Source organism: Streptomyces sp. NPDC016469 (assembly GCF_040632905.1).
Classification (GTDB): domain Bacteria; phylum Actinomycetota; class Actinomycetes; order Streptomycetales; family Streptomycetaceae; genus Streptomyces.
Genome location: NZ_JBEYCQ010000028.1, coordinates 49,785 through 70,843, shown reverse-complemented (window position 1 = coordinate 70,843; position 21,059 = coordinate 49,785). Strand labels below are relative to the sequence as shown.

The 21,059-nt window shown below is 73.2% G+C and carries 19 protein-coding genes; 13 read left to right on the top strand and 6 right to left on the bottom strand.

The features are described 5' to 3' along the window. Window positions 1–15: 15 nt before the first annotated feature. On the bottom strand, window positions 16–1,188 hold the full coding sequence (locus tag ABZ565_RS27490; protein WP_361032301.1) for a glycosyltransferase: 1,173 nt from the start codon (window positions 1,186–1,188) through the stop codon (window positions 16–18). Between the two features lie 58 nt (window positions 1,189–1,246). Between ABZ565_RS27490 and ABZ565_RS27485 the strand changes: the two genes are divergently transcribed. Then, window positions 1,247–2,029 (top strand): aspartate/glutamate racemase family protein, encoded by a 783-nt coding sequence (locus ABZ565_RS27485; protein ID WP_361032298.1) that lies wholly within the window; start codon window positions 1,247–1,249, stop codon window positions 2,027–2,029. A 69-nt stretch (window positions 2,030–2,098) separates the two neighbouring features. Further along, window positions 2,099–2,662 (top strand): hypothetical protein, encoded by a 564-nt coding sequence (locus ABZ565_RS27480; RefSeq protein WP_361032295.1) that lies wholly within the window; start codon window positions 2,099–2,101, stop codon window positions 2,660–2,662. Here the strand turns inward: ABZ565_RS27480 and ABZ565_RS27475 are convergent. Further along, window positions 2,610–3,725: an O-antigen ligase family protein gene (locus ABZ565_RS27475; protein WP_361032292.1), complete on the bottom strand. Its 1,116-nt coding sequence runs from the start codon at window positions 3,723–3,725 to the stop codon at window positions 2,610–2,612. The two genes, ABZ565_RS27480 and ABZ565_RS27475, sit on opposite strands and share 53 nt — an antisense overlap. Before the next feature lie 194 nt (window positions 3,726–3,919). Here ABZ565_RS27475 and lnt point away from each other — a divergent pair, with 194 nt between their 5' ends. After that, window positions 3,920–5,515 (top strand): apolipoprotein N-acyltransferase, encoded by a 1,596-nt coding sequence (gene lnt, locus ABZ565_RS27470; protein WP_361032289.1) that lies wholly within the window; start codon window positions 3,920–3,922, stop codon window positions 5,513–5,515. A 29-nt stretch (window positions 5,516–5,544) separates the two neighbouring features. Continuing rightward, window positions 5,545–6,021 carry an NUDIX domain-containing protein gene (locus ABZ565_RS27465; protein WP_361032286.1) on the top strand — a complete coding sequence of 159 codons (477 nt, stop codon included), beginning with the start codon at window positions 5,545–5,547 and terminating at the stop codon, window positions 6,019–6,021. Between the two features lie 56 nt (window positions 6,022–6,077). On the opposite strand, the gene ABZ565_RS27460 is transcribed toward ABZ565_RS27465, so the two are convergent. Continuing rightward, a complete protein-coding gene (locus ABZ565_RS27460) occupies window positions 6,078–7,457 on the bottom strand; it encodes an MFS transporter (protein ID WP_361032283.1) in 1,380 nt (459 codons plus the stop codon). A gap of 179 nt (window positions 7,458–7,636) precedes the next feature. Here ABZ565_RS27460 and ABZ565_RS27455 point away from each other — a divergent pair, with 179 nt between their 5' ends. Then, window positions 7,637–9,121 carry a hypothetical protein gene (locus tag ABZ565_RS27455; RefSeq protein WP_361032280.1) on the top strand — a complete coding sequence of 495 codons (1,485 nt, stop codon included), beginning with the start codon at window positions 7,637–7,639 and terminating at the stop codon, window positions 9,119–9,121. Window positions 9,122–9,402: 281 nt separating this feature from the next. Here ABZ565_RS27455 and ABZ565_RS27450 read toward each other — a convergent pair whose 3' ends face one another. Then, window positions 9,403–10,011, bottom strand: coding sequence for a helix-turn-helix domain-containing protein (locus ABZ565_RS27450; protein WP_361032277.1), 609 nt, complete (start codon window positions 10,009–10,011; stop codon window positions 9,403–9,405). A gap of 244 nt (window positions 10,012–10,255) precedes the next feature. On the opposite strand from ABZ565_RS27450, the gene ABZ565_RS27445 reads away from it, so the two are divergent. Together ABZ565_RS27445 and ABZ565_RS27440 are read left to right on the top strand one after the other, a co-directional pair. Continuing rightward, window positions 10,256–11,743: a DHA2 family efflux MFS transporter permease subunit gene (locus ABZ565_RS27445; RefSeq protein ID WP_361032274.1), complete on the top strand. Its 1,488-nt coding sequence runs from the start codon at window positions 10,256–10,258 to the stop codon at window positions 11,741–11,743. Between the two features lie 151 nt (window positions 11,744–11,894). Continuing rightward, the gene (locus ABZ565_RS27440) at window positions 11,895–13,856 is read left to right on the top strand and encodes an acyl-CoA dehydrogenase (RefSeq protein ID WP_361032271.1); all 1,962 of its coding nucleotides are present in this window, start codon (window positions 11,895–11,897) and stop codon (window positions 13,854–13,856) included. On the opposite strand, the gene ABZ565_RS27435 is transcribed toward ABZ565_RS27440, so the two are convergent. Beyond that, window positions 13,853–14,665: a class I SAM-dependent methyltransferase gene (locus ABZ565_RS27435; RefSeq protein ID WP_361032268.1), complete on the bottom strand. Its 813-nt coding sequence runs from the start codon at window positions 14,663–14,665 to the stop codon at window positions 13,853–13,855. The genes ABZ565_RS27440 and ABZ565_RS27435 overlap by 4 nt on opposite strands. Before the next feature lie 72 nt (window positions 14,666–14,737). On the opposite strand from ABZ565_RS27435, the gene ABZ565_RS27430 reads away from it, so the two are divergent. Beyond that, window positions 14,738–15,331 carry a TetR/AcrR family transcriptional regulator gene (locus ABZ565_RS27430; protein WP_361032265.1) on the top strand — a complete coding sequence of 198 codons (594 nt, stop codon included), beginning with the start codon at window positions 14,738–14,740 and terminating at the stop codon, window positions 15,329–15,331. Window positions 15,332–15,445: 114 nt separating this feature from the next. Continuing rightward, complete coding sequence (locus ABZ565_RS27425) at window positions 15,446–16,108, top strand: lysophospholipid acyltransferase family protein (protein WP_361032262.1); 663 nt, start codon at window positions 15,446–15,448, stop codon at window positions 16,106–16,108. 9 nt (window positions 16,109–16,117) lie between these two features. Here the strand turns inward: ABZ565_RS27425 and dhbC are convergent, their stop codons facing one another. After that, window positions 16,118–17,314 carry an isochorismate synthase DhbC gene (gene dhbC / locus ABZ565_RS27420; protein WP_361032259.1) on the bottom strand — a complete coding sequence of 399 codons (1,197 nt, stop codon included), beginning with the start codon at window positions 17,312–17,314 and terminating at the stop codon, window positions 16,118–16,120. Between the two features lie 481 nt (window positions 17,315–17,795). Here dhbC and ABZ565_RS27415 point away from each other — a divergent pair, with 481 nt between their 5' ends. From ABZ565_RS27415 to ABZ565_RS27400, 4 genes are all read left to right on the top strand, one after another. After that, on the top strand, window positions 17,796–18,035 hold the full coding sequence (locus tag ABZ565_RS27415; protein WP_361032256.1) for a phosphopantetheine-binding protein: 240 nt from the start codon (window positions 17,796–17,798) through the stop codon (window positions 18,033–18,035). Continuing rightward, window positions 18,032–18,901: a siderophore-interacting protein gene (locus tag ABZ565_RS27410; RefSeq protein ID WP_361032253.1), complete on the top strand. Its 870-nt coding sequence runs from the start codon at window positions 18,032–18,034 to the stop codon at window positions 18,899–18,901. The genes ABZ565_RS27415 and ABZ565_RS27410 overlap by 4 nt, the downstream gene beginning before the upstream one ends. 96 nt (window positions 18,902–18,997) lie before the next feature. Then, on the top strand, window positions 18,998–19,999 hold the full coding sequence (locus tag ABZ565_RS27405) for an ABC transporter substrate-binding protein (RefSeq protein WP_361032250.1): 1,002 nt from the start codon (window positions 18,998–19,000) through the stop codon (window positions 19,997–19,999). Beyond that, a complete protein-coding gene (locus ABZ565_RS27400) occupies window positions 19,996–21,018 on the top strand; it encodes an iron ABC transporter permease (protein WP_361032247.1) in 1,023 nt (340 codons plus the stop codon). The genes ABZ565_RS27405 and ABZ565_RS27400 overlap by 4 nt, the downstream gene beginning before the upstream one ends. Window positions 21,019–21,059 lie beyond the last annotated feature (41 nt).

Below are 21,059 nucleotides of genomic sequence, written 5' to 3'. Positions count from 1 at the left end.
CCGGGTGGCGCTGAGTCACTGATCCGGTGCGGCCTCGGGACGGGCGTACGTACGCCCCTTCCAGGCCGCACCGCGTCCCCGGTAGTGCTGCACCGCCGAATCGACGGTCATCAGCAGATACAGCAGCGCGGTGAACGGCAGCAGCGGGGCCAGCCACAGCGACTGCCGGTAGTAGCCCAGCATCGGCATGTACGTCCCCGCCATGACGGCCCACGCGACGCCCCCGGCCCAGGCCGCGACCGCGCCCCCGCCCAGCACCCCGGCGACCAGGGTCACCGGCGGCGCGAGGTAGACGAGCGCCAGCCCGAGCACGGTGGCCAGCAGCACCAGCGGATTGTGCCGCAGCTGGGCGTACGCGCTCCGCGAGACCATCCGCCACAGATCGGCCAGGCACGGATACGGACGCACGCTGTCCACCCGGTCCGCGAGCCCCAGCCAGATCCGGCCACCCGAGCGCCGCACCACCCGGGCCAGCGACACGTCGTCGATCACGGCCTGCCGGATCGAGCCAGGCACCCCGGCCCGCACAGCCGCCTCCGTCCGCAGCAGCACACAGCCCCCGGCCGCGGCGGCCGTCCGCCCCCGCTTCCGGTTGATCCACCGGAACGGATAGAGCTGGGAGAAGAAGTAGACGAAGGCCGGCACGACGAGCCGCTCCCAGACGCTCGCCACCCGCAGCCGCGCCATCTGCGAGACCAGGTCGAAGCCGCCCGTCTCCGCCGCCGCCACCAGCTCCCGCAGGCTGTCCGGCTCATGCGCGATGTCGGCGTCCGTGAGCAGCAGGTATTCCGGCTCCCCGGCCCGGGCCAGCGCGATCCCATGGCGTACGGCCCAGAGCTTGCCCGTCCAGCCGGGCTCGGGCTCGCCCGGCGAGACCACGGTCACCGGCAGCCCTCCGTACCTCACGGACAGGGCACGGGCGATGTCACCCGTGCCGTCCTTGCTGCAGTCGTCCACGAGGAAGACCTCGGCGCTCCCCGGATAGTCCTGCGCGAGCAGCGACGGCAGGGTCACCGGCAGCATCGCGGCCTCGTCGCGCGCCGGCACGACGACGGCGACCGAGGGCCAGCGCTCCGGGGCCGCACGGCTCGGAAGCCGCTGGTCGGTGCGCCAGAAGAACCCCTGGCCCAGCAGCAGCCACACCCATGCGAGAAGCGAACCCACGGCGATCCAGGCAACGGCGCTCATTGGCGGAAGTCTGCACCACTGAGCGGGGACCGCAAGGGCGGTCGACTATGGTGACCGGGTGAAGATCGCGCTCATGGACTCCGGAATCGGACTGCTCGCCGCCGCCGCCGCAGTACGCCGGCTGCGGCCGGACGCCGATCTGGTGCTCTCGTCGGACCCGGACAACATGCCCTGGGGCCGAGCCCCCGAAGGCGTGAAGGCCCACGCGCTCGCGGTGGCCCGGGCCGCCGCCGCGCACCGGCCCGACGCGCTGATCGTCGCCTGCAACACCGCCTCCGTGCACGCGCTGGAGCTGCTGCGCGCCGAGCTGGAACCGGGCCTGCCGGTCATCGGCACCGTCCCCGCGATCAAGCCCGCCGCCGCGGCCGGCGGCTCCGTCGCGATCTGGGCGACCCCGGCCACCACCGGCAGCCCGTACCAGCGCGGACTGATCCGCGAGTTCGCCGGGTCCGCCGCCGTCGCCGAGGTGCCCTGCCCGGGCCTCGCCGACGCCGTGCAGCACGCGGACGAGGACGCCATCGAGAAGGCGATCGCCGCCGCCGCCGCGCTCACCCCGCCCGACGTCCGGGCCATCGTCCTGGGCTGCACCCACTACGAGCTCGTCGCCGAGCGCATCCGCGAGGCCGTCGGCGGCCCGGGCCGGCGCCCGGTCGCCCTGCACGGGTCCGCCGGGGCCGTGGCCGCCCAGGCGCTGCGCCGGATCGGCGCCGAACCCGCTCCGTCGGCCGAACCCTCCTCGTCCATCGCGGTCATCCTCAGCGGACGCGTCTCGGCGCTGCCGCAAGCCGCCCTGGCCTACGCGGAAGGGCGCGGACTGGCCGCCGTCGGCTCCGTCCACTGACCCACGGACGACCCCGTCCGCACGCCCGCGACCGTCCCCCGGCGCCCGTTCTTCAGTACGCTGCTCGGCATGAGGGAGCACCCCGGAGAACCGAAGCGCACCGGAACCGGCACCCACTCGCAGGTCTGGGTCGGCCGGGCCACCAACCGCACCCAGTGGGTCCTCGCGGTCCTGGGCGCCGCCTGTCTGGCCCTGGGCGTCCAGCTCGCCGTCAGCTCCAACTGGGCCTCCGGCATCGCCCCGCTGCTGATGTCGGTGATCGGCTGCGTCGCCGCCGGCCTGCTGATGCTGTTCGGCACCCTCGCCTTCGTGAACGTCGCCGTCCGCGTCGACGGCGACGCCCTGGAGGTGCGCTGCGGCCACATGGGGCTGCCGCGCCGCCGTATCCTGCTCACCCATGTGGTGGCCGCCGACTTCACGCCCCACGTGAACCCCCGGCAGTGGGGCGGCTGGGGCTACCGCTGGCGCCCCGAGAAGGGCACGGCCGTCGTCGTGCGCCGGGGCGAGGGGCTGGTGCTGCGGCTCGGCGACGGGCGTACGTTCACCATCACGGTGGACGACGCCGAGGCGGGCGTACGGTTCATCCGGGCCCGGCTGCACCTGCCGTCCTCGGGCTTCCCGGCCGGGGCCTGACCCCGTCCTCCTGCCCGCTCTCCTCCTTGTCAGGCCCGCAGGGCTCGCCCGCGCCGATCGGCCGCCTGGCCGACGCGAGCCCGGCCAGCAGCCCCGCCCCCGCCGTCACCGGTGTGAAGCTCAGCGCGTTGCCGACGCTCGCCAGCACGGCCAGTGCCGTCAGCGTCGCGCCCGCGGCCAGGACCACCGCCGTGGACCGGGGCGAGCGCCACAGCGCGTACAGCAGCCAGCCGAACGCGGTGCCCAGCAGCACCACCCCGACGACCCCCTGCTCGGCGGCCTGCTGCCACGGCGCCGAGTGCGGCTTCCCGTCCGAACCGAGGCTGTGCTGCGCGGTCGGGCTCAGCTCGTCGAACCGGCCGGGGCCGATGCCGAGCACGGGGTGCCGGCCCGTCAGACGGGCGGCGTCCTGCCACAGCTCGACCCGGTTGCGGGTGAGCGGGCCCTCCAGCGAGACCGTGAGCCCCTCGGGCAGGACCTCCTCGGCCATGGCCCACGAGGTGCCGACGACCAGCCCCGCCACCAGCGCGAGACCGCCGAGTCCGAGCAGCCGACGCCGCGTCCGGGTGGCGGCCAGCGAGCACACCAGCACCCCGAGCGCCGCCGCGAACCCGGCCGCCGAGCCCAGCGCGAGCGAGGCGCCGGCGGTGCCCAGTGCCAGCAGCCGCAGGGCGGTACGCGACACGCGCCGCCCGGCCCCCGCCGCCGCGCAGCACGCGCACCCGGCGGCGAGGACCAGCAGCGCCGCGGCGGCGCCGGTCTGCCCCGGCGCGTGATCCGCGGCAGCCGTCGCGCCCGGCATCCCGTGCCGCCAGAGAAGGGCCAGGAGCAGGGCGGCCAGCGCGGCGCCCGTGGCGGTCGCCACCGGCAGCAGCGTGCCGCAGATGCGTCCGCAGGCGAAGCCCGCCGCGACGGCGAGCAGGGCGAGCAGCACCCCTTCGGGCCGGGTCTCCCGTCCCGCCGCGCTGATCAGCGACCACACCGCGCAGGCGGCGAGGATCAGCGCACCGGCGGCATCGGAAGCGTTCCCCCGCTCGGGCCCCCGCCGCACTGATTCAGCCATCACGTCCGTCCCCCGGCCTGTGACCGTCCCGTACGCGAGGGCCGGAGCCGGCCCGTCGGCGGGGGACTGGCGCACAGGCTAACGGCCGCATCGGTCATATGGGCGGAAGATGCGGAGAAATGATGCGGTGGTCGGGATTCCGCCATCGGGACAGGGCTCCCGCGTGGCCGGGCGGTCACCGTAGACTCCGCCGGGTGAGCACCACCATCGCCCAGGTCGGCGAACCGCAGAGCCCCGCCCCCGCCCTCCGGACAGCCGGGCTGCCGAAGCGCCTCGCGCGGCCCGGGGCCGCCGTCCTCTCCGGCGTGATGCTGTACCTCAGCTTCCCGCCCCGGCCGCTGTGGTGGCTCGTTCTGCCCGGTTTCGCCCTGCTCGGCTGGGTGCTGTCCGAGCGCCGGGCCCGCGCCGCGTTCGGTCTCGGGCTGCTCGCGGGTCTCGGCTTCATGCTGCCCCTGCTGCACTGGACCGGCGAGGAGGTCGGCCCGGTGCCGTGGCTGGCCCTCGCCGCAGCCGAGGCGCTGTTCGTCGCGGTCGGCTGCATCGGCATCTCCGCCGTCTCCCGGCTCCCCGGCGGACCGCTGTGGGCGGCCGCGGTCTGGACGCTGGACGAGGCGGTCCGTGCCCGGGTGCCGTTCGGCGGCTTCCCCTGGGGCAAGATCGCCTTCGGTCAGGCGGACGGCGTCTTCCTGCCGCTCGCCGCGCTCGGCGGCACCCCGCTCCTCTCCTTCGCCGTGGTGCTCTGCGGCTTCGGCCTCTTCGAGGCGGTACGCCGCTTCGCCCGCTACCGGTCGGCCGGCGAGCTCCGTCGCGGGGCGAGCGCCGTCGCGGCGGCGACGGTCCTCGTCCCCGTGGCGGCGGCCTTCGCGGCGCTGCCGCTCGTGGACGACTCGGCGGAGGACGGCACCGCGACCGTCGCCGCGATCCAGGGCAACGTGCCCCGCCTCGGCCTCGACTTCAACGCCCAGCGCCGCGCGGTCCTGGACAACCACGCCAAGCGTACGGAGCAGCTGGCCCGGGAGGTGAAGGCCGGCAAGGTCCCGCAGCCGGACTTCGTCCTCTGGCCGGAGAACTCCTCCGACCTCGACCCCTACCGCAACCCGGACGCGCGGATCGTCATCGACGACGCCGTGAAGGCGATCGGGGCGCCGACGGTCATCGGCGCGGTGATCGAGCCCGACACGGGCCCCCTGCGCAACACCCTCATCCAGTGGCAGCCGGACAAGGGCCCCGTCGCCACGTACGACAAGCGGCACATCCAGCCGTTCGGCGAGTACATGCCGATGCGCTCGTTCGTCCGCGTCTTCAGCTCGGACGTCGACCGGGTGCAGCGCGACTTCGGCCCCGGCAAGAAGGTCGGCGTCTTCGACCTCGCGGGCACCTACACCGGGCTCGTCACCTGCTACGAGGCCGCGTTCGACGACGCCGTACGCGACACGGTCGAGCACGGCGCCCAGCTGATCGCCGTGCCCAGCAACAACGCCACCTTCGGCCGCAGCGAGATGACCTACCAGCAGCTCGCGATGTCCCGGGTGCGCGCCGTCGAGCACAGCCGTTCCGTCGTCGTCCCCGTCACCAGCGGCGTCAGCGCGATCATCCGCCCGGACGGCACCGTGGCCGAGAAGACGAAGATGTTCACCCCGGACGCCCTGGTGGACGAGGTGCCGCTGCGCTCCTCGCTGACCCCCGCGACCCGGATGGGACCGCTGCCCGAGGGCATCCTGATCCTGCTCGCGCTCGGTGCGCTCGGGTGGGCGGGCGCCCAGGCGGTGCGCGCCCGACGTGTCCGCTGAACGGGTGACACGCCACGTAGGGTCGGCACATGGCCATTCCTGACTTCATCCGCGAGATCCGTGCCACCGCCGGGCAGCAGCTGCTCCTGCTGCCCGGTGTGACCGCCGTCGTCTTCGACGACGAGGGCAGAGTGCTCCTCGGCCGGCGCGCCGACACCGGTGAGTGGTCCGTGATCGGCGGCATCTCCGAGCCGGGCGAACAGCCCGCGACGACGGCGGAGCGCGAGGTGTACGAGGAGACCGCCGTGCGCTGCGTGGCGGAGCGGGTCGTCCTCACCCAGGCGCTGCCGCCCATCCAGTACGACAACGGCGACCGCTGCCAGTTCCTCGACATCACCTTCCGCTGCCGGGCGACCGGCGGCACGGCCCGGGTCAACGACGACGAGTCGCTGGAGGTGGGCTGGTTCCCCGTGGACGCGCTGCCCGACCTGGCCGAGTTCGCGCTGCTGCGGATCAAGCAGGCACTGACCGACGGGCCCACCTGGTTCGAGGCCACCCCGCGGTAGGGACGACGCGAGAGCCGGGCGGACCGCCCGGCTCTCGCGCTTCCCGGAGCCCAGGGTCAGACGACCCGCGCGGCGTCCCGGGGCGCCTCGGCCGCCGTCCCGGACCCGGGTCCGACCTCGGCGAGATCCCGGTGGCGGGTCTCCTTGGCGCAGAGGAGGGCCAGCACCGTGAGGAGCGCGGCGGCGATCACGTACAGGGAGATGGGCGTCGAGCTGTCGTAGTCGGCGAGCAGGGCCGTGGCGATGAGCGGTGCGGGCGCGCCCGCCGCGACGGACGAGAACTGCGCGCCGATCGACGCGCCCGAGTAGCGCATCCGGGTCGCGAACAGCTCCGAGAAGAACGCCGCCTGCGGCGCGTACATCGCCCCGTGGAAGAACAGCCCGACCGTGACGGCCAGCAGCAGGTTCCCGAAGTTCCGGGTGTCGATCAGCGCGAAGAACGGGAACATCCACAGGCCCACGCCGACCGCGCCGACCAGATAGACGGGCTTGCGCCCCACCCGGTCGGAGAGCGCGCCCCACAGCGGGATCACGGCGAAGTGGAAGGCGGACGCGATGAGCACCGCGTTGAGCGCCGTCTGCTTGCTCAGGTCCGCCGCGTTCGTCGCGTAGACGAGGATGAACGCGGTGATCACGTAGTAGCTGATGTTCTCCGCCATCCGCGCCCCCATGGCGACCAGCACATCGCGCCAGTGGTGCCGCAGGACGGCCACGACCGGCATCTTCTCGGCGGCCCCCGAAGCGGCCTTCCGCTCGTCGGCGCGGGCCAGGGCCTCCTTGAACAGAGGCGATTCATCGACAGAGAGACGAATCCACAGACCGATGATCACCAGCACCCCGGACAGCAGGAACGGAACGCGCCACCCCCACGACTCGAACGCGGCGTCCGAGGTCAGCGCGGTCAGCGCCGACAGCACGCCGGTGGCCAGCAACTGACCGGCCGGCGCACCGGTCTGCGGCCACGACGCCCAGAACCCGCGCCGCTCCGCGTCCCCGTGCTCCGACACCAGCAGCACGGCCCCGCCCCACTCGCCGCCGAGCGCGAACCCCTGCACCAGCCGGAGCAGGGTGAGCAGCGCGGGCGCGGCCACGCCGACGGTCGCGTGCGTCGGCAGCAGTCCGATCGCGAAGGTCGCCCCGCCCATCATCAGCAGACTCAGCACCAGCAGCTTCTTGCGCCCCAGCCGGTCGCCGTAGTGGCCGAACACCAGCGCCCCGATGGGTCGTGCGGCGAAGCCGACCGCGTACGTCAGGAAGGACAGCAGGGTCCCGACGAGCGGTTCGGAGTCCGGGAAGAACAGCTTGTTGAAGACCAGCGCGGCCGCCGACCCGTAGAGGAAGAAGTCGTACCACTCGATGGTCGTGCCGATGAGGCTGGCGGCGACGATGCGCCGGAGGTGCGAGGGAGGCGGGGGAGCGGATGCTGCGTCGGCCATGGGAACCACTTCCGGACGGTCGGGGGACGGGGACGTGTCGCCACACCGTAGGAAGGGCCAGGTCAGGGGCGTATGTGGCGGGACACCACAGTTCTTGGCGGGGGTGTGCGCGGGGGCACCATGGAGTTGCGGCGTACGACGCCGGATGGCGCGGACGAGGGTGTGCGACGATCGCGGGCATGACACCCCCCGCGGCCCCGCTGCCGCCCGGCGTCTCCCCCGAAGGCGCGGACGGTGTCTCGGCCATGGCCGTACTGGCGGCGCTCCTGGACCGCTCGGTGGCGCAGATCGCCGAGGCGGCGGCGGACGCCCGCTGGTACGACCGGGAGGCGATCCGGGCGGTGTCCGACGTGTGGGACAACAACCTCTTCCCGCTCTTCCGGGCCGCGCACTCGGCCCATGCGGGGAAGCGGGAACGGCGGGCGCTGGCCGCCCTGAGGTGGATGGCGGGGATCAGTGAGCGCCGCCGCGAGTGGATGACGGAGCAGGCCGCGATCGCCGGGTACGACATCGGCCCGCTGCTCCCCTCGGCCGAGCCGTACGTCCCGGGCCGGGACTACCGCGGACGCGTCATGGCGCCGCTGCCCCAGGTGGTGACCGGGAAGCGGGTCGAGGAACTGCTCCCCGACTACGACCTGGCGGCGGCCACCGTGAGCCACCTGCGGGTGGAACGCGCCGGCAGGGATCTGACCGCCCTGCTCCAACTGGCCGTTCCCCGCAGGTTCGCCGTCGAGGAGGGCGGGGCCGCGGACCCCGCCCTGCTGAACGTCTCGCTGGACCGTGTCACCGAGGCCGCCTTCGGCCTTTCGGACACGCGGGGCGCGGTCCTGGACCCCCGGGCGGACGGGATCGTCATATCCCTGGGGGCGGGCGGCCGCCTCCGCGCGGAACTCGCCGAGTACTGGTGCGACGACCGTTCCTGGTACCGCTCCGCCGCCGGCCGGCGCGCCGACGCCGTGACTCCGCCCCGCGACGACCGGTCGGGACGGACCGACCCACCGCCCCAGGACGGGAAGCTGGGGGCCGACGCGGATGCCGCCGCCGTGCTGCTGCGCCACGTCATGTGGGAGATCCGCTCGGTGCGGTATCCCGGCGAAGCCGGTCGTGTTCCCGTACGCGCCCTGTGCCGGGTCTTCGAGGGGGCGGGGGCAGCGATTCTCGCCGCCGGCTCCGCACCGCGTGCGCACCGGCAAGCGGCCTTCCGGGAGCTGATCCGCGCCTGGGCCGACCGGGGCGGCCCGGTCCTCGCCCGCTCGTTCGCGGAGATCCTCAGGTCGAGCGCGGGCCGCGACGACCTCATCGAGGCCGGCGACGACCCCGTACGAGCGCCCGCCCCGCTCACCGGAACGCCCCGGCCCCCGGAGCCGCCGCGCCGGGCGGCTCTCGTCATGGCCGCCTGGACGGCCGCCCGCACCGGCTACCGCACGGACCGTCCCGCCGAGGCCCAGCTCCACCTCGCCCTCCCGGGCCGGCCCGGCGCGCCCTGGCGGCTGCGCACCCTCAGCTGCACCGAGCCCCGCGCCTTCCGCGTCGGCGACGCCGCGTTCCAGGGGCCCGGCGCACTCGCCCGTACCGGGAAGGCCACCGGCCCCAGCAGCCTCGACCTGCACCGTGGCGCGTTGCACGTCGCCACGGAAGAGGGCTGGAGCGCATCGGTCGGCTGACGGCGGGGGGCTCGTACCCTTGACGGTGCGGACCTGGCCGAGAGGGAGGCGGGGGAGGCTCCTGTCACCCGAAAGAGTGCGCCGGCCACCGCCTGCGGTAGCACCTGGGCGACCGCCGCCGGGCCCGCGTTCCGCACCCCCTGGGGTGCCCACAACGTCCGCCTTCACGGCACCGGGGTCCGCCTAGGCCCGGGCAGCGTCCGCACGGGTCGTGGAACGCCGGCGGGTCCGCACCGACGCGCCGGTATCGGCCGGCTGACCGCACGGACGGCCCGCGCGCCTCAGAAGCCCGCCGGAGAAGGGCTGTTCACGAGGCCGTCGCTCACCGGCCGCCGGGTGCCCGCGCCGTGCATGAAGACCGATGTGACGGCGGCGGCGGCGGGCTCCACGCCCAGCTTGGCGTGCAGCGCCTGGCCCAGCGCGCCTTGCAGGAGCGCGCTGTAGAGGTCGAGCAGCGTGTCGGGGCCGAGGTCCGTGCGCCAGGTGCCGTCGGCCGATCCGCGGACGAACAGCGCGGTGAGGGGCGCCATGAGCTGGCGGGCGGTCTCGTCGGGCACGGCGGGCTTGCCGTGGATGCGCATCAGGGCCTGGTACTTGGCGGCCTGACCCATCGCGATCCGGCTCACCCGCGCCACGCCCTCGGGCACGGCGACGCGGTCCAGGCCGGCGTCCGCCAGCTTGCCGATCAGTTCGGCGCACGCTTCCTGGGACAGGGCGTCCAGCAAGGTGTCACGGCTGGGGAAGTGGCGGTACAGAGTGGTGCGGCCCACGCCGGCAGCCGCCGCGACGTCCGCCATGCTGACGCTCTCGCCCCGCCGGGCGAGCAGCATCGCTGCGGCGTCGAGGATCGCGATCGCAACGCGATCGCGCAGGTGCACGTTTCTTGTCATCAATCCAAAAGATACTGGCCTACCGGCGCTGGTACATTCATGTTCCACAACGGATCGCATGAATCCCGCCCGGTGAGTCGTCCGTCGTGGACCGTGCCCCGGTGGAGCTCCGACCGCCCGACGGAAGAGCGGATTCCGTATCCACGCCCGCCGGAGCGCACCGTTGCCACCAGCCGGAGGTCGCGGGGGGTGGACAGATCGAGCGGGCCTCGGACGGCCCCGCAGCTTCTCCGAAAGGTGAGTCATGACCACGTTGCAAAAAAATGAGTCGAGCCCTCCGGGGGGAGGGGGCGCCTCCAGCGACAAGCTGGACAGCAAGGTCCTCCTCGTGGCCGGTGTGGTCGTGCTCGGCGGGATCATGTCGATCCTGGACATCACCGTGGTCTCGGTCGGACTGCAGACCTTCCAGAAGGAGTTCCACGCGACCTCGGCCCAGGTCGCCTGGACGATGACCGGCTACACGCTGGCACTGGCGAGCGTCATCCCGCTCACCGGCTGGGCCGCCGACAGGTTCGGGACAAAACGTCTCTATCTGCTCGCGGTCGCGTTGTTCGCGGCCGGTTCGGCGCTGTGCGCCGCCGCCAACTCGCTGGAAATGCTGGTCGCGTTCCGGGTGATCCAGGGCCTGGGCGGCGGCATGCTGATGCCGCTCGGCATGACGATTCTTACGCGTGCGGCCGGCCCCGAGCGGGTCGGCCGGGTGATGGCCGTGCTCGGCATCCCCATGCTCCTCGGCCCCATCTTCGGTCCCATTCTGGGCGGTTGGCTGATCGACATCGCCACCTGGCACTGGATCTTCCTGATCAACCTGCCGATCGGCGCGATCGCGCTCGTGTACGCGTGGGTCGTGCTGCCCAAGGACAACGTGGAGCCGTCCGAGACCTTCGACTGGGTGGGCGTGCTGCTGCTCTCGCCCGGTCTCGCGTCCTTCCTGTACGGCGTCTCCTCCATCCCGGAGACCGGCACCGTCTGGGCCGTCAAGGTCCTCGTACCCGCGATCATCGGTCTGGTGCTCGTCGCCGCGTTCGTGCCCTGGGCGCTGCGGCCCAGCAACATCCACCCGCTGATCGATCTGCGGCTCTTCCAGAACCGCGACCTGAGCGTCGCCGTGATCGCGATGTCGCTGTTCGCGATGGCGTTCTTCGGCGCCAGCCTGCTGTTCCCGCTCTACTTCCAGCAGGTGCGCGGGGAGTCGGCGCTCGACTCGGGCGTCCTGCTCGCCCCGCAGGGCATCGGCGCGATGATCACCATGCCGATCGCCGGCATGCTCGCCGACCGCATCGGCCCCGGCAAGATCGTCATGACCGGCATCGCGGTGATCACCGTCGGCATGGGCATGTTCACGCAGCTCTCCGCCGACACGTCGTACGCCTACATCATCACGGCGCTCTTCATCATGGGCCTCGGCATGGGTGCCTCCATGATGCCGATCATGGCGTCGGCCCTGGCCACCCTGAGGGAGCACACGGTCGCCCGTGGATCGACCCTGATGAACATCGTCCAGCAGGTCGCCGCCTCGATCGGCACCGCGCTGTTCTCGGTGCTCCTCACCAACGGTCTGAAGGACATCACCGCGAGGACCCCGGACGGCATCAAGGACCAGATGGGCGACGCGTTCGCCTCGGTGTTCCTGGTGGCGGCCGTCCTCATCGCCGTGTGCCTGGTTCCGGCGCTGCTGCTGCCGCGCAGGAAGGTCAAGGCGGCGGACCCGACCGCGATGGTCGGTCACTGACCCTCCGGCCCGCGGACCACTGAACGCCGCCGGGTCGAAGACGGCAGAAGCCCTCTTCGACCCGGCGGCGGTGTGTTCACCGGCCGATGTGGAAGATCCGCGGGGCGCTCGCACCGGTGTCGGCGCGGCCCGAGGGGGGTAGCGAAGTGGCATGGGCACTGAGAACACATTCGCTGCTGGTGGGGGTTACGTGCAGCCCGAGGTCGACGTCGAGGCGTTGACCCGGGTGCTCGACGGGGATTACGCCGGTATCCGCGATCTCGTCCGGAGCAATCTGGTGGCGTACGCCTCCGTGCTGGAGGAGGCCGAGGAGCTGGGCCTCGACGCCTATCGCGAGCGGGTGCGGGAGATCGTGGTGGAGATGGCCGCCACCGGGCAGACCGGAATGGGGTTTCCGGAGGAGTACGGCGGGGGCGGTGACGTCGGGGCGTCCATCGCGGCGTTCGAGACGCTCGCCTTCGGGGATCTGTCCGTGCTGGTGAAGGTGGGGGTGCAGTTCGGCCTCTTCGGCGGGGCGATTCTTCAGCTCGGCACCGAACGCCACCACCGGGCCCATCTGCCGGACCTGATCACCGGGCGCCTGATGGGGTGCTTCGCGATGACCGAGACCGGGCACGGCTCCGACGTGCAGTCGCTCGGGACGGTGGCGCGGTACGACCCCGGCTCCCAGGAGTTCGTCCTGACCACCCCGGACGACGAGGCGTGCAAGGACTACATCGGCAACGCCGCCCGCCACGCGGAACTCGCCGTCGTCTTCGCCCAGCTGGAGGTCGGTGGGAAGGCCGAGGGCGTGCACGCCTTCGTCGTACGGATCCGGGACGGGGGCGAGACGGTGCCCGGCGTCCGGATCGAGGACGACGGCCGCAAGATGGGCCTCAACGGCGTCGACAACGGCCGCATCCGGTTCGACGGCGTACGCGTGGAGCGCGAGGCGCTGCTCAACCGGTTCGCCGACGTCACCGCCGAAGGCGTCTACGAGAGCCCGATCGAGAACCCCGGACGGCGGTTCTTCACCATGCTCGGGACCCTCGTGCAGGGCCGGGTCAGCGTCGCCGGCGCCGGGGTCGGCGCGGCCAAGGTGGCGCTCGCCATCGCCACCAAGTACGCCGTGCGGCGGCGGCAGTTCGCGGCCGCCCCGGACACGGACGAGCAGCTGCTCCTCGACTACGGACTGCACCAGCGCCGCCTGCTGCCGCTCCTCGCCCGTACGTACGCACTGCACTTCGCCCAGGACGCCGTACGGAGCCGGCTGCACGACGTCTTCTCCGGAATCCAGGACGACGCGCGGGCCCGGCGCCTCCTGGAGTCCCGGGCCGCGGGCACCAAGGCGCTCGCCACCTGGCACGCGACCCGGGTCGTCCAGGAGTGCCGCGAGGCGTGCGGCGGCGCCGGCTACCTCAGCGTCAACCGGTTCGCCGCGCTCAAGGCCGACAGCGACATCTTCACGACGTTCGAGGGCGACAACCACGTCCTGCTGCAACTCGTGGCCAAGGGCCTGCTCACCCATTACGCGAGTGAGTTCGAGGACCTGGACCAGCTCGGCACCGTCCGCCACGTCGCCGGGCTCGCCGTCGAGACGGTCCTGGAGAAGACCTCCGCCCACAAGCTCCTCGAACGGGTGCGGGACCTGCTGCCGGGCGGCGACGAGTGGGACCGCGAGGCCGGGCTGCTCGACCCGGAGTACCAGCTCGCCATGGTCCGCTTCCGTGAGGAGCACATGCTCGCTGGGGTGGCCCGCAGGCTCAAGCGCGGAATGGACGAGCACCAGGACCCCGGCGCCGTTTTCTCCCGGGTTCAGGACCACGTCATCGCCGTCGCCCGCGCGCACGTCGAGCGGCTCGTCCTCGAAGCGTTCACGGACAAGGTGCGCGCCCTGCCCGAGGGCGGCAACAGGGAGGCGCTGCGCCTGCTGTGCGACCTGTTCGCCCTCTCGGTCATCGAGGCGGACCGGGCCTGGTTCATGGAGCACGGCCGGCTGACCGTCCAGCGTTCCAAGGCGATCAGCCGCGAGGTGAACGACCTCTGCCGCAAGGTCCGGCCTCTCGCGGTCGACCTCGTGGACGCCTGGGGCATCCCGGACGAGATGCTGCGCGCGCCCGACCTGGTGGGTTAGGTGCTCTCGGCGCGGACGGCGGTCGTCGCCAGGGTGACGTACCGCATGGTGAAACGGCCGCCCAGCGCGTCGATGGCCTCGCCCACCGCCGCCAGGATCTCCGCCAGCCGGTCGGGGCGGAGCCGGGTGAGGCCCCCGGTCGTGGGGAGCAGGTCCAGCCACTGGTCCCGGGTGTAGCAGCGCTCCCAGTCGAACTGCCACTGCTCCGGTGCGTGGAAGTGCCCGGTCGCGCGGAGCTGTTCGGCGGTCCTGGCGTACCCCGCCCGGTACGCCTCCAGCGGGCGCCGCGCCGGCTGACCGCTGAACGGCGAGTCCGGGGCCACCCGGCGGAAGGCCGCCGCGAACGGCTCGGCCACCTCGGCGGGCGGCTCGAAGACGTGCCCGAAGACCGCCAGGCGTCCGCCCGGCCCGAGCACCCGGGCCGCCTTCTCGGCGCCCACCGCCGGGTCCACCCAGTGCCACGACTGGGCGGCGGTCACCGCGTCGAACGTCCGGCCCGCCGGGTCCCACGCTTCGAAGGTCGCCACCTCGACCCGGACACCGTGCGCGCGTGCCAGGCCGGCCATCCGGGCATCAGGTTCGACCCCGAGCACCGCGCAGCCGGCCGCCCTGAACTGGCGGGCCGCGATGCCGGTACCGCAGCCGACGTCGAGCAGGTCCGGTCCGGGGCTCCCGGCGACGACGCGGGCCACCAAGTCGTCGGGATAGGGGGGGCGTGCCTCGTCATAGCGTCGTGCGTCGGTGCCGAAGGACTCGGCGGTCTGCCGGGCGTGATGGGGCTGCGGCTGCTCGCGCGGTAGAGTGGGCATGCGTTCACTTTAGTGGGCACATGCCCACACGGCAACGTGTGGACGGGACGCCGACGACATGAGGAGTGGTACGTGCCGACCGGAGTGCACCTTCGCGACGCCCGGCAGCAGCTGTTCGACGCCGCCGAGCGGGTCCTGCTGCGGGACGGCCCGAACGGCCTGACCAGCAGGGCCGTCACCGACGAGGCCGGCTGCGCCAAGGGCGTCCTGCACCGGCACTTCGCCGACTTCGACGCCTTCCTCACCGAGCTCGTGCTCGACCGGGCCGCGGACCTCGACGCGCGGGCGCGGACGCTGTGTGCGAGCGCGGGTACCGGCACCGTGGCCGGCAATCTCACCGACGCGCTGACCGCCCTCTTCGGGCCTGTGCCGGTGGCGATCATCCCTCTCATCACCTTCCGGGACGAGCTGCGCGCGCGCCTCAGGCAGGCGACACCCGGGGGCGGCATCGCGATCCTCGCCCAGATCACGGCCGCCGTCTCCGGCTACCTCACGGAGGAGCGCGCACGGGGCCGGGTGTCGGCCGGTGCCGACATCGACTCCCTCACCCTCTCCCTCGTCGGGGGCGGCCACCTGCTCTTCGCGGACCGCGACCCCGGGCCGCCGGACGCGGCCGCGGTCGGCAAGCTGGTGCATACGGTGCTCGCGGACGTCGTACGACGGTGAGGTGGGGGCGGCCGGACCGTCCGGGTACCCAGGGCGGATGAGTACCACCGCTCAGCCGGGCGGCCGTTCGGCGCGGAACGATGGAACTCCGCCCGAACGAACCGGAGATACCCCATGCTCAGCCGCCTTTCCGGTCAACTGGTGCCCGCCTTCGGGCGGTTGACGCTCACCACCGACGCGGATGCCGTCCTGCCCCCGGCCGGCATCATCGCCGCCAACCACACCTCGCTCGCGGACCCCGCGATCGTCCTGGCGGCCCTGCGCCTCCTCGGTGCCCGGCCCGTCGTCATGGCGACCGCCGGGCTCTGGCGCGTTCCCGTCCTCGGCCGCGCCCTCGCACGCGAGGGGCACATCCCCGTCCACCGCGGCGACCCCCGCGCCGGCCGGGCCGTCGGCCTCGCCCAGGAGGCGCTGGAACAGGGCCGGCACATCCTCATCTACGCGGAGGGCGGCCTGCCGGACCGCGGCGACGCCGCCGAATCGGCGCCGGGCGCCTTCCGCCGCGGCCTCGCCCGGCTCGCGCACCGCACCGGCGCACCGGTCATCCCGCTGGGCCAGGCCGGGGCCCGCCGGGTCACCTCGGGCTCGGCCGCCAAGCAGCTCGCCGGCCTGGCCACCGCCCCGCTGCGCCGCCCCCGCCTGCACGTCCACGTCGGGCCGCCGCTGCGACTCGACGGCGACGGCCCGACGGCCACCGCGCAGGCCCGCCTCGCCGTCACCGCCGCCTGGCGGACGGCGGCCGCCAGGCTGGGCGAACCCGCCGCCCTCACCGCGTAACGCAGCGGCTCAGAGCTCGGCGCCCACCGCGCTCAGGAACGTGCGGAACTTCGCGGCCGTCTCGGCGGTCTCGGCCTCGGGTTCGGATGCCGCGACGACGCCCGCGCCGGCGTAGAGGCGCAGCGTGCGCTCCTCCGCCTCGGCGCAGCGGATGGTGACGACCCATTCCCCGTCGCCGTGTGCGTCGCCCCAGCCGACCATGCCCGTGAAGAAGCCCCGGTCGAACGGCTCGGTCTCGGTCAGCACCTGCCGGGCCGTCGCCGTCGGCGTGCCGCAGACCGCCGGGGTGGGGTGCAGGGCGCAGGCCAGGGTGAGCGCGGAGGTGTCCGGGTCGCTGAGCGTGCCCGTGACCGTGGTGGACAGGTGCCACATGGTCGCCGTCCGGATCAGCGTCGGCCGGGGCGGCACGGTCATCGCCGAGCAGTACGGGGCGAGCGCCTGGTGCACCGCGTCCACGACCACGGCGTGCTCGTGGAGGTCCTTCGCGGACTCCAGGAGCGCGGCGGCGCGGCGGACGTCCTCGGCGAGGTCGTCGCTGCGCGGGGCTGAGCCCGCCAGGGGGTTGGCGACCAGGTGGCGGCCCCGGCGGGAGACGAGGAGTTCGGGGCTGGCGCCGATCAGGGTGCGGCCGGGGCCGGTGGGGAGCGCGAAGGTGTAGCCGGAGGGGTCGCGGCGGGCCAGGCGCTGGAGCATGGCGGGCACGTCCAGCGGCCCGGGCGAGGTGAGTTCGAGGGTGCGCGCGAGGACGACCTTGCTCAACTCGCCGCGCCACATCCGCTCCACGGCCGAGGCCACGCCCTTCGCGTAGACCTCCGGTTCCGGGACCGGCCTGATCTGCCAGCCGGGGGAGTCCGGCCCCGGCGAGGGCAGGGCGATGAGGGGGTCGGAGGTGAGCGGCGGCCCGGTGCGCAGCGCGGCGGGCACGCTCAGGGCGGCCGGTTCCGTGTGGTCGAACGGGATCGCGCCCATCACCACCGGCGACCGCTGTCCGGCGTCGATGGCCTCCGCCAGGCTGTCCGCCACGCGCTGGTCCACCGGCTGTGCGCCGTGCGGCACTTGGCGCCCCGCGCCCCCCGCCAGCAGGGTGCGTCTGGGGGTGGCGAGGAAGCGGGCGCCGGGCGCATAGGCGTCCAGGAGGGAGGTGGCCGCCCCGGTGGCCGGATGGGCCGTGGGTATGGGCGTGGCGACTCGGGATGCCGTCGACACGGGGACTCCGTTCTCGATGGCCCCGTGGGCGGGGCCAAGGGATGAGGATGCGCTGAGGAGCTGCGCCGGTGCGGCGCGGGGGCACGTCTGCGGCGGGTCTTCACCCGGAGCAGCACCTACGGTAGGTTAGGTGAGGGTAACCTAAGTTTCGCTGTCTGCGCAGGAGGGTGGTGGAGTTCGGGTCATGGATCCGGCATCCGAACTGCGCCTCGCGGAGCCCCGGTTGGCCGGGTGGGTGCCCGTGTCGCACGTGTCGATGTTAGGTTAGCCTTGCCTCGGCCGGAGGGGGCTGCGGCCGATTCCGTACACCTTCGCCGCGGGTGCCGTGTCCCGCCGGCGGGCCGAGCCGCGCCCTCGCGCGCCCTGTGCATGTCCCCGCTCCGGGCGGGTGTTCGCGCGCGCACCCCGGTGCCGGGCCCCGTAAGCACCGTCACTCTCGCTCCGACCCGCCGTCGGCGCCCACCCACCGAGGAGTATTCCCATGAGTCAGACCTTGTCGCCCGACCGTGTCAGGGCCGATATCGCCGAACTGCTGGGCTGCGAGCCCGGTGAGATCGCGCCCGACGAGAACCTGGTCGACCTCGGTCTCGACTCGATGCGGATCATGGTCCTGGTGGAGCGCTGGCGCGCGGCGGGGGCGACCACGCTGGAGTTCCCCGACCTGTTCGAGCTGCCCGAACTCGGGCACTGGCAGGCGCTGCTGGCGGGTGGGGCCGCATGAGCCGCACCGACCACCGCGACCGCCACCTGGACCGGATCGCCGAGGTGCGCGCCGGTCTGCACGCCGAGAAGGTCGGCTACCCGATCGGCATCCGGGAGACCGAGGTCGTACGCACGGCTGCCGTCGGCGCGGGCCTGCTGCGGGTGACGCTGGGCGGCCCCGGCGCCGACGGGTTCGAGGCCCACGCGCCCGACGAGCACGTGAAACTGATCTTCCGGGAGCCGGACGGCACCCTGCGTCTGCCCGAGCGGAACGGGGCGATGCTGCGCTGGCCCCGGCCGCTGCCCACCTCGCGTGAGTACACCGTGCGGCGCTACGACCCCGTGGCCGGTGAGATCGACATCGACATCGCCGTCCACGAGGGCGGACTCGCCTCCGACTGGGCCGGCAGGGCGCGGCCCGGCGACACCGTCCACGTCGCCGGGCCGCCCGGCGGGCTGATCGTCCCGCACACCTACGACCGCTACCTGCTCGTCGGGGACCTCACCGCCCTGCCCGCCGTCGCGCGATGGCTGGAGGAGCTGCCGAGGACCGCGAAGGGCTGGGCGTTCATCGAAGTCGCGGACGCCGCCGAGGAGATCGGGCTCTCCGCGCCCGAGGGCGTCGAGGTGCGCTGGCTGCACCGCGACGGCGCGCCCGCCGGGTCCGGTGACGCGCTGGCCCGGGCCGCGATGTCCGTCACCGTGCCCGAGGGGGAGCGGACGTACGTGTGGGTCGCGGGCGAGGCCGGGCAGATCAAGCCGCTGCGCCGCTGGGTCCGGGACGAACTCCGCCTGGACAAGGCCGATTACGACATCACCGGCTACTGGAAGCGGGGCGTCGCGGACTTCGACGAGGACGACCACGACCACGGTCACGGCCACTGATCCCTCGCATGACCGGGTGGCGCTCAACCTGCGGGTTGTCCCTCCGAAAGGCCATCAAGTAAGGTGAGCCTTACCTAAGTAACAAGGAGCTTCGGAATGTCCATACGCAGATCGTCCGGCCTGGTCGGCGCCGTCGCGCTGGCCCTCGTACTGGCCGGATGCGGGTCCTCCTCCGACGGCGGGTCGGAGTCCGCCTCGGAGAAGACCGAGACCCGGGTGTTCACCGCGGACAACGGCAAGATCACGATCCCGGCGAACCCGAAGCGTGTGGTGGCCACCGGCTATGCCGTGCCCGCGCTGATCGAGGCCGACGCACCGCTGGTCGGCATCTCGTCGTGGAAGCGCGGCGAGCCGATGATGAACAAGGAGGACCTCGCCACCTACAAGAAGCTCACCAAGGTGGCGGGCGAGCAGGCGGCCGAGACCAACTACGAGGCCATCGCCGAGGCCGAGCCCGATCTGATCGTCATCGGTGTGCCGGCGCCCGTGCTCGGCGACATCGACATGAAGCGGCTGAAGTCGATCGCCCCCGTCGTCGCGATCGGCCCGAGCCTCCCGTCCGCCTGGCGCGACCTCTCCCGCAAGCAGGCCGACGCGGCCGGAGCGCTGGAGCAGTTCGACGCCCGGAAGAAGACGTACGACACCAAGGCCGCCGAACTGGCCGCCACGTACAAGGACGTCCTGCCGAAGCTGAAGCTCGGCCACGTCGGCGCGTACGGTGACGCCGCCAAGGGCACCTTCCAGCGCGAGTTCAACGGCTCCTGGGGCACCAACATCGCCGAGGACCTGGGCGCCACCTACTACGGCAAGGTGAAGAAGCCCGGCCCGGGCTCCCAGGCCGTCAGCGAGTACCCCTCCATCGAGGAGCTGCCCGACGCCTTCCGCGAGGCCGACGCGGTCACCTACTCCGTCAGCGCCGACGGCAGCGTCCCGCCGTCCGTCAAGTACGTCCTGGACTCCAAGCTCTGGAAGAACCTGCCCGCCGTCAAGGCCGGCAAGGTCTACCCGTTCCGCTACACCGAGGCCGCCACCTACGGCGAGGCCCTGATGACCCTGGACGCGATCGACCAGTCGCTCGCTCCGCTGCTGAACCGGTGACCGTCGCGGGCCGCGCGTCCGAGGCGGCGGGAGACAGGCGGGCCGTTCCGCAGACCGCCCTGCTCGTCGGCGGACTGATCCTGCTGGCCGCTCTCGCCGTCCTCAGCATGGGCGTCGGGGCCCGCCATGTCGCCCCCGGCGAAGTCGTGCGCGCACTGTTCGACTACCGGGGCACCGACGACCACGTCATCGTCCGGGACGTGCGGGCGCCGCGCGCCATGCTCGCCGTCGCCGTCGGCGCCGCGCTCGCCGTCTCCGGCGCGCTCATCCAGACGCTCGCCCGCAACCCGCTGGCCGAGCCCGGCATCCTCGGGGTCACCGCGGGCGCCGGGTTCGCCGTCACCATCGGGTCCGCACTCGGCCTGGCCGCCGGACAGGCCGGACAGCTCGGCTTCGCCGTCATCGGATCGGCGATCGCGGCGGTGCTCGTCGCCGCGGTCGGCCGCCGCTCACCGCTGCGCCTGGTGCTCACCGGGGTGGCGCTGACCGCGGTGCTGAGCGGCGTCTCCCTCGGCCTGCGGCTGATGCTCCCCGATACCTTCGACGTGTACCGCTTCTGGTCCGTCGGTACCCTGGCCGGACGCGAACAGGCGCCGCTCGCCTGGCCGTTGACCGCCATCGCGGTCTCCCTGGCCGGTGCGCTGCTGCTGAGCAGGGCCCTCAACGCCCTGACGCTCGGCGAGAACGTGGCGCACACCCTCGGCGCCCATGTCGGTCGCGTCCGGATCGTCACCCTCGTCCTCATCACCGTGCTCAGCGGGGCGGCGACGGCGGTGGCGGGGCCCATCCTCTTCGTCGGGCTGATCGTGCCGCACCTGGTGCGCAAACCGGCCGCCGGGTCGGTGCCGTGGCTGATCGCCTACACCATGGTCCTCGGCCCCGTCCTGCTCCTCGTCGCCGACACGGCCTCCCGCGTCCTGCTCCCCACCGGCGAGGTGCCGGTGGCCATCGTGACCGCGTTCCTCGGCGGCCCCATGCTGATCTGGGCGGTCCGCCGCTACGGGGCGGGGTCGCTGTGAACATACGCGGACTGCGCGCCGAACGCCGCGCGGTGGTACTC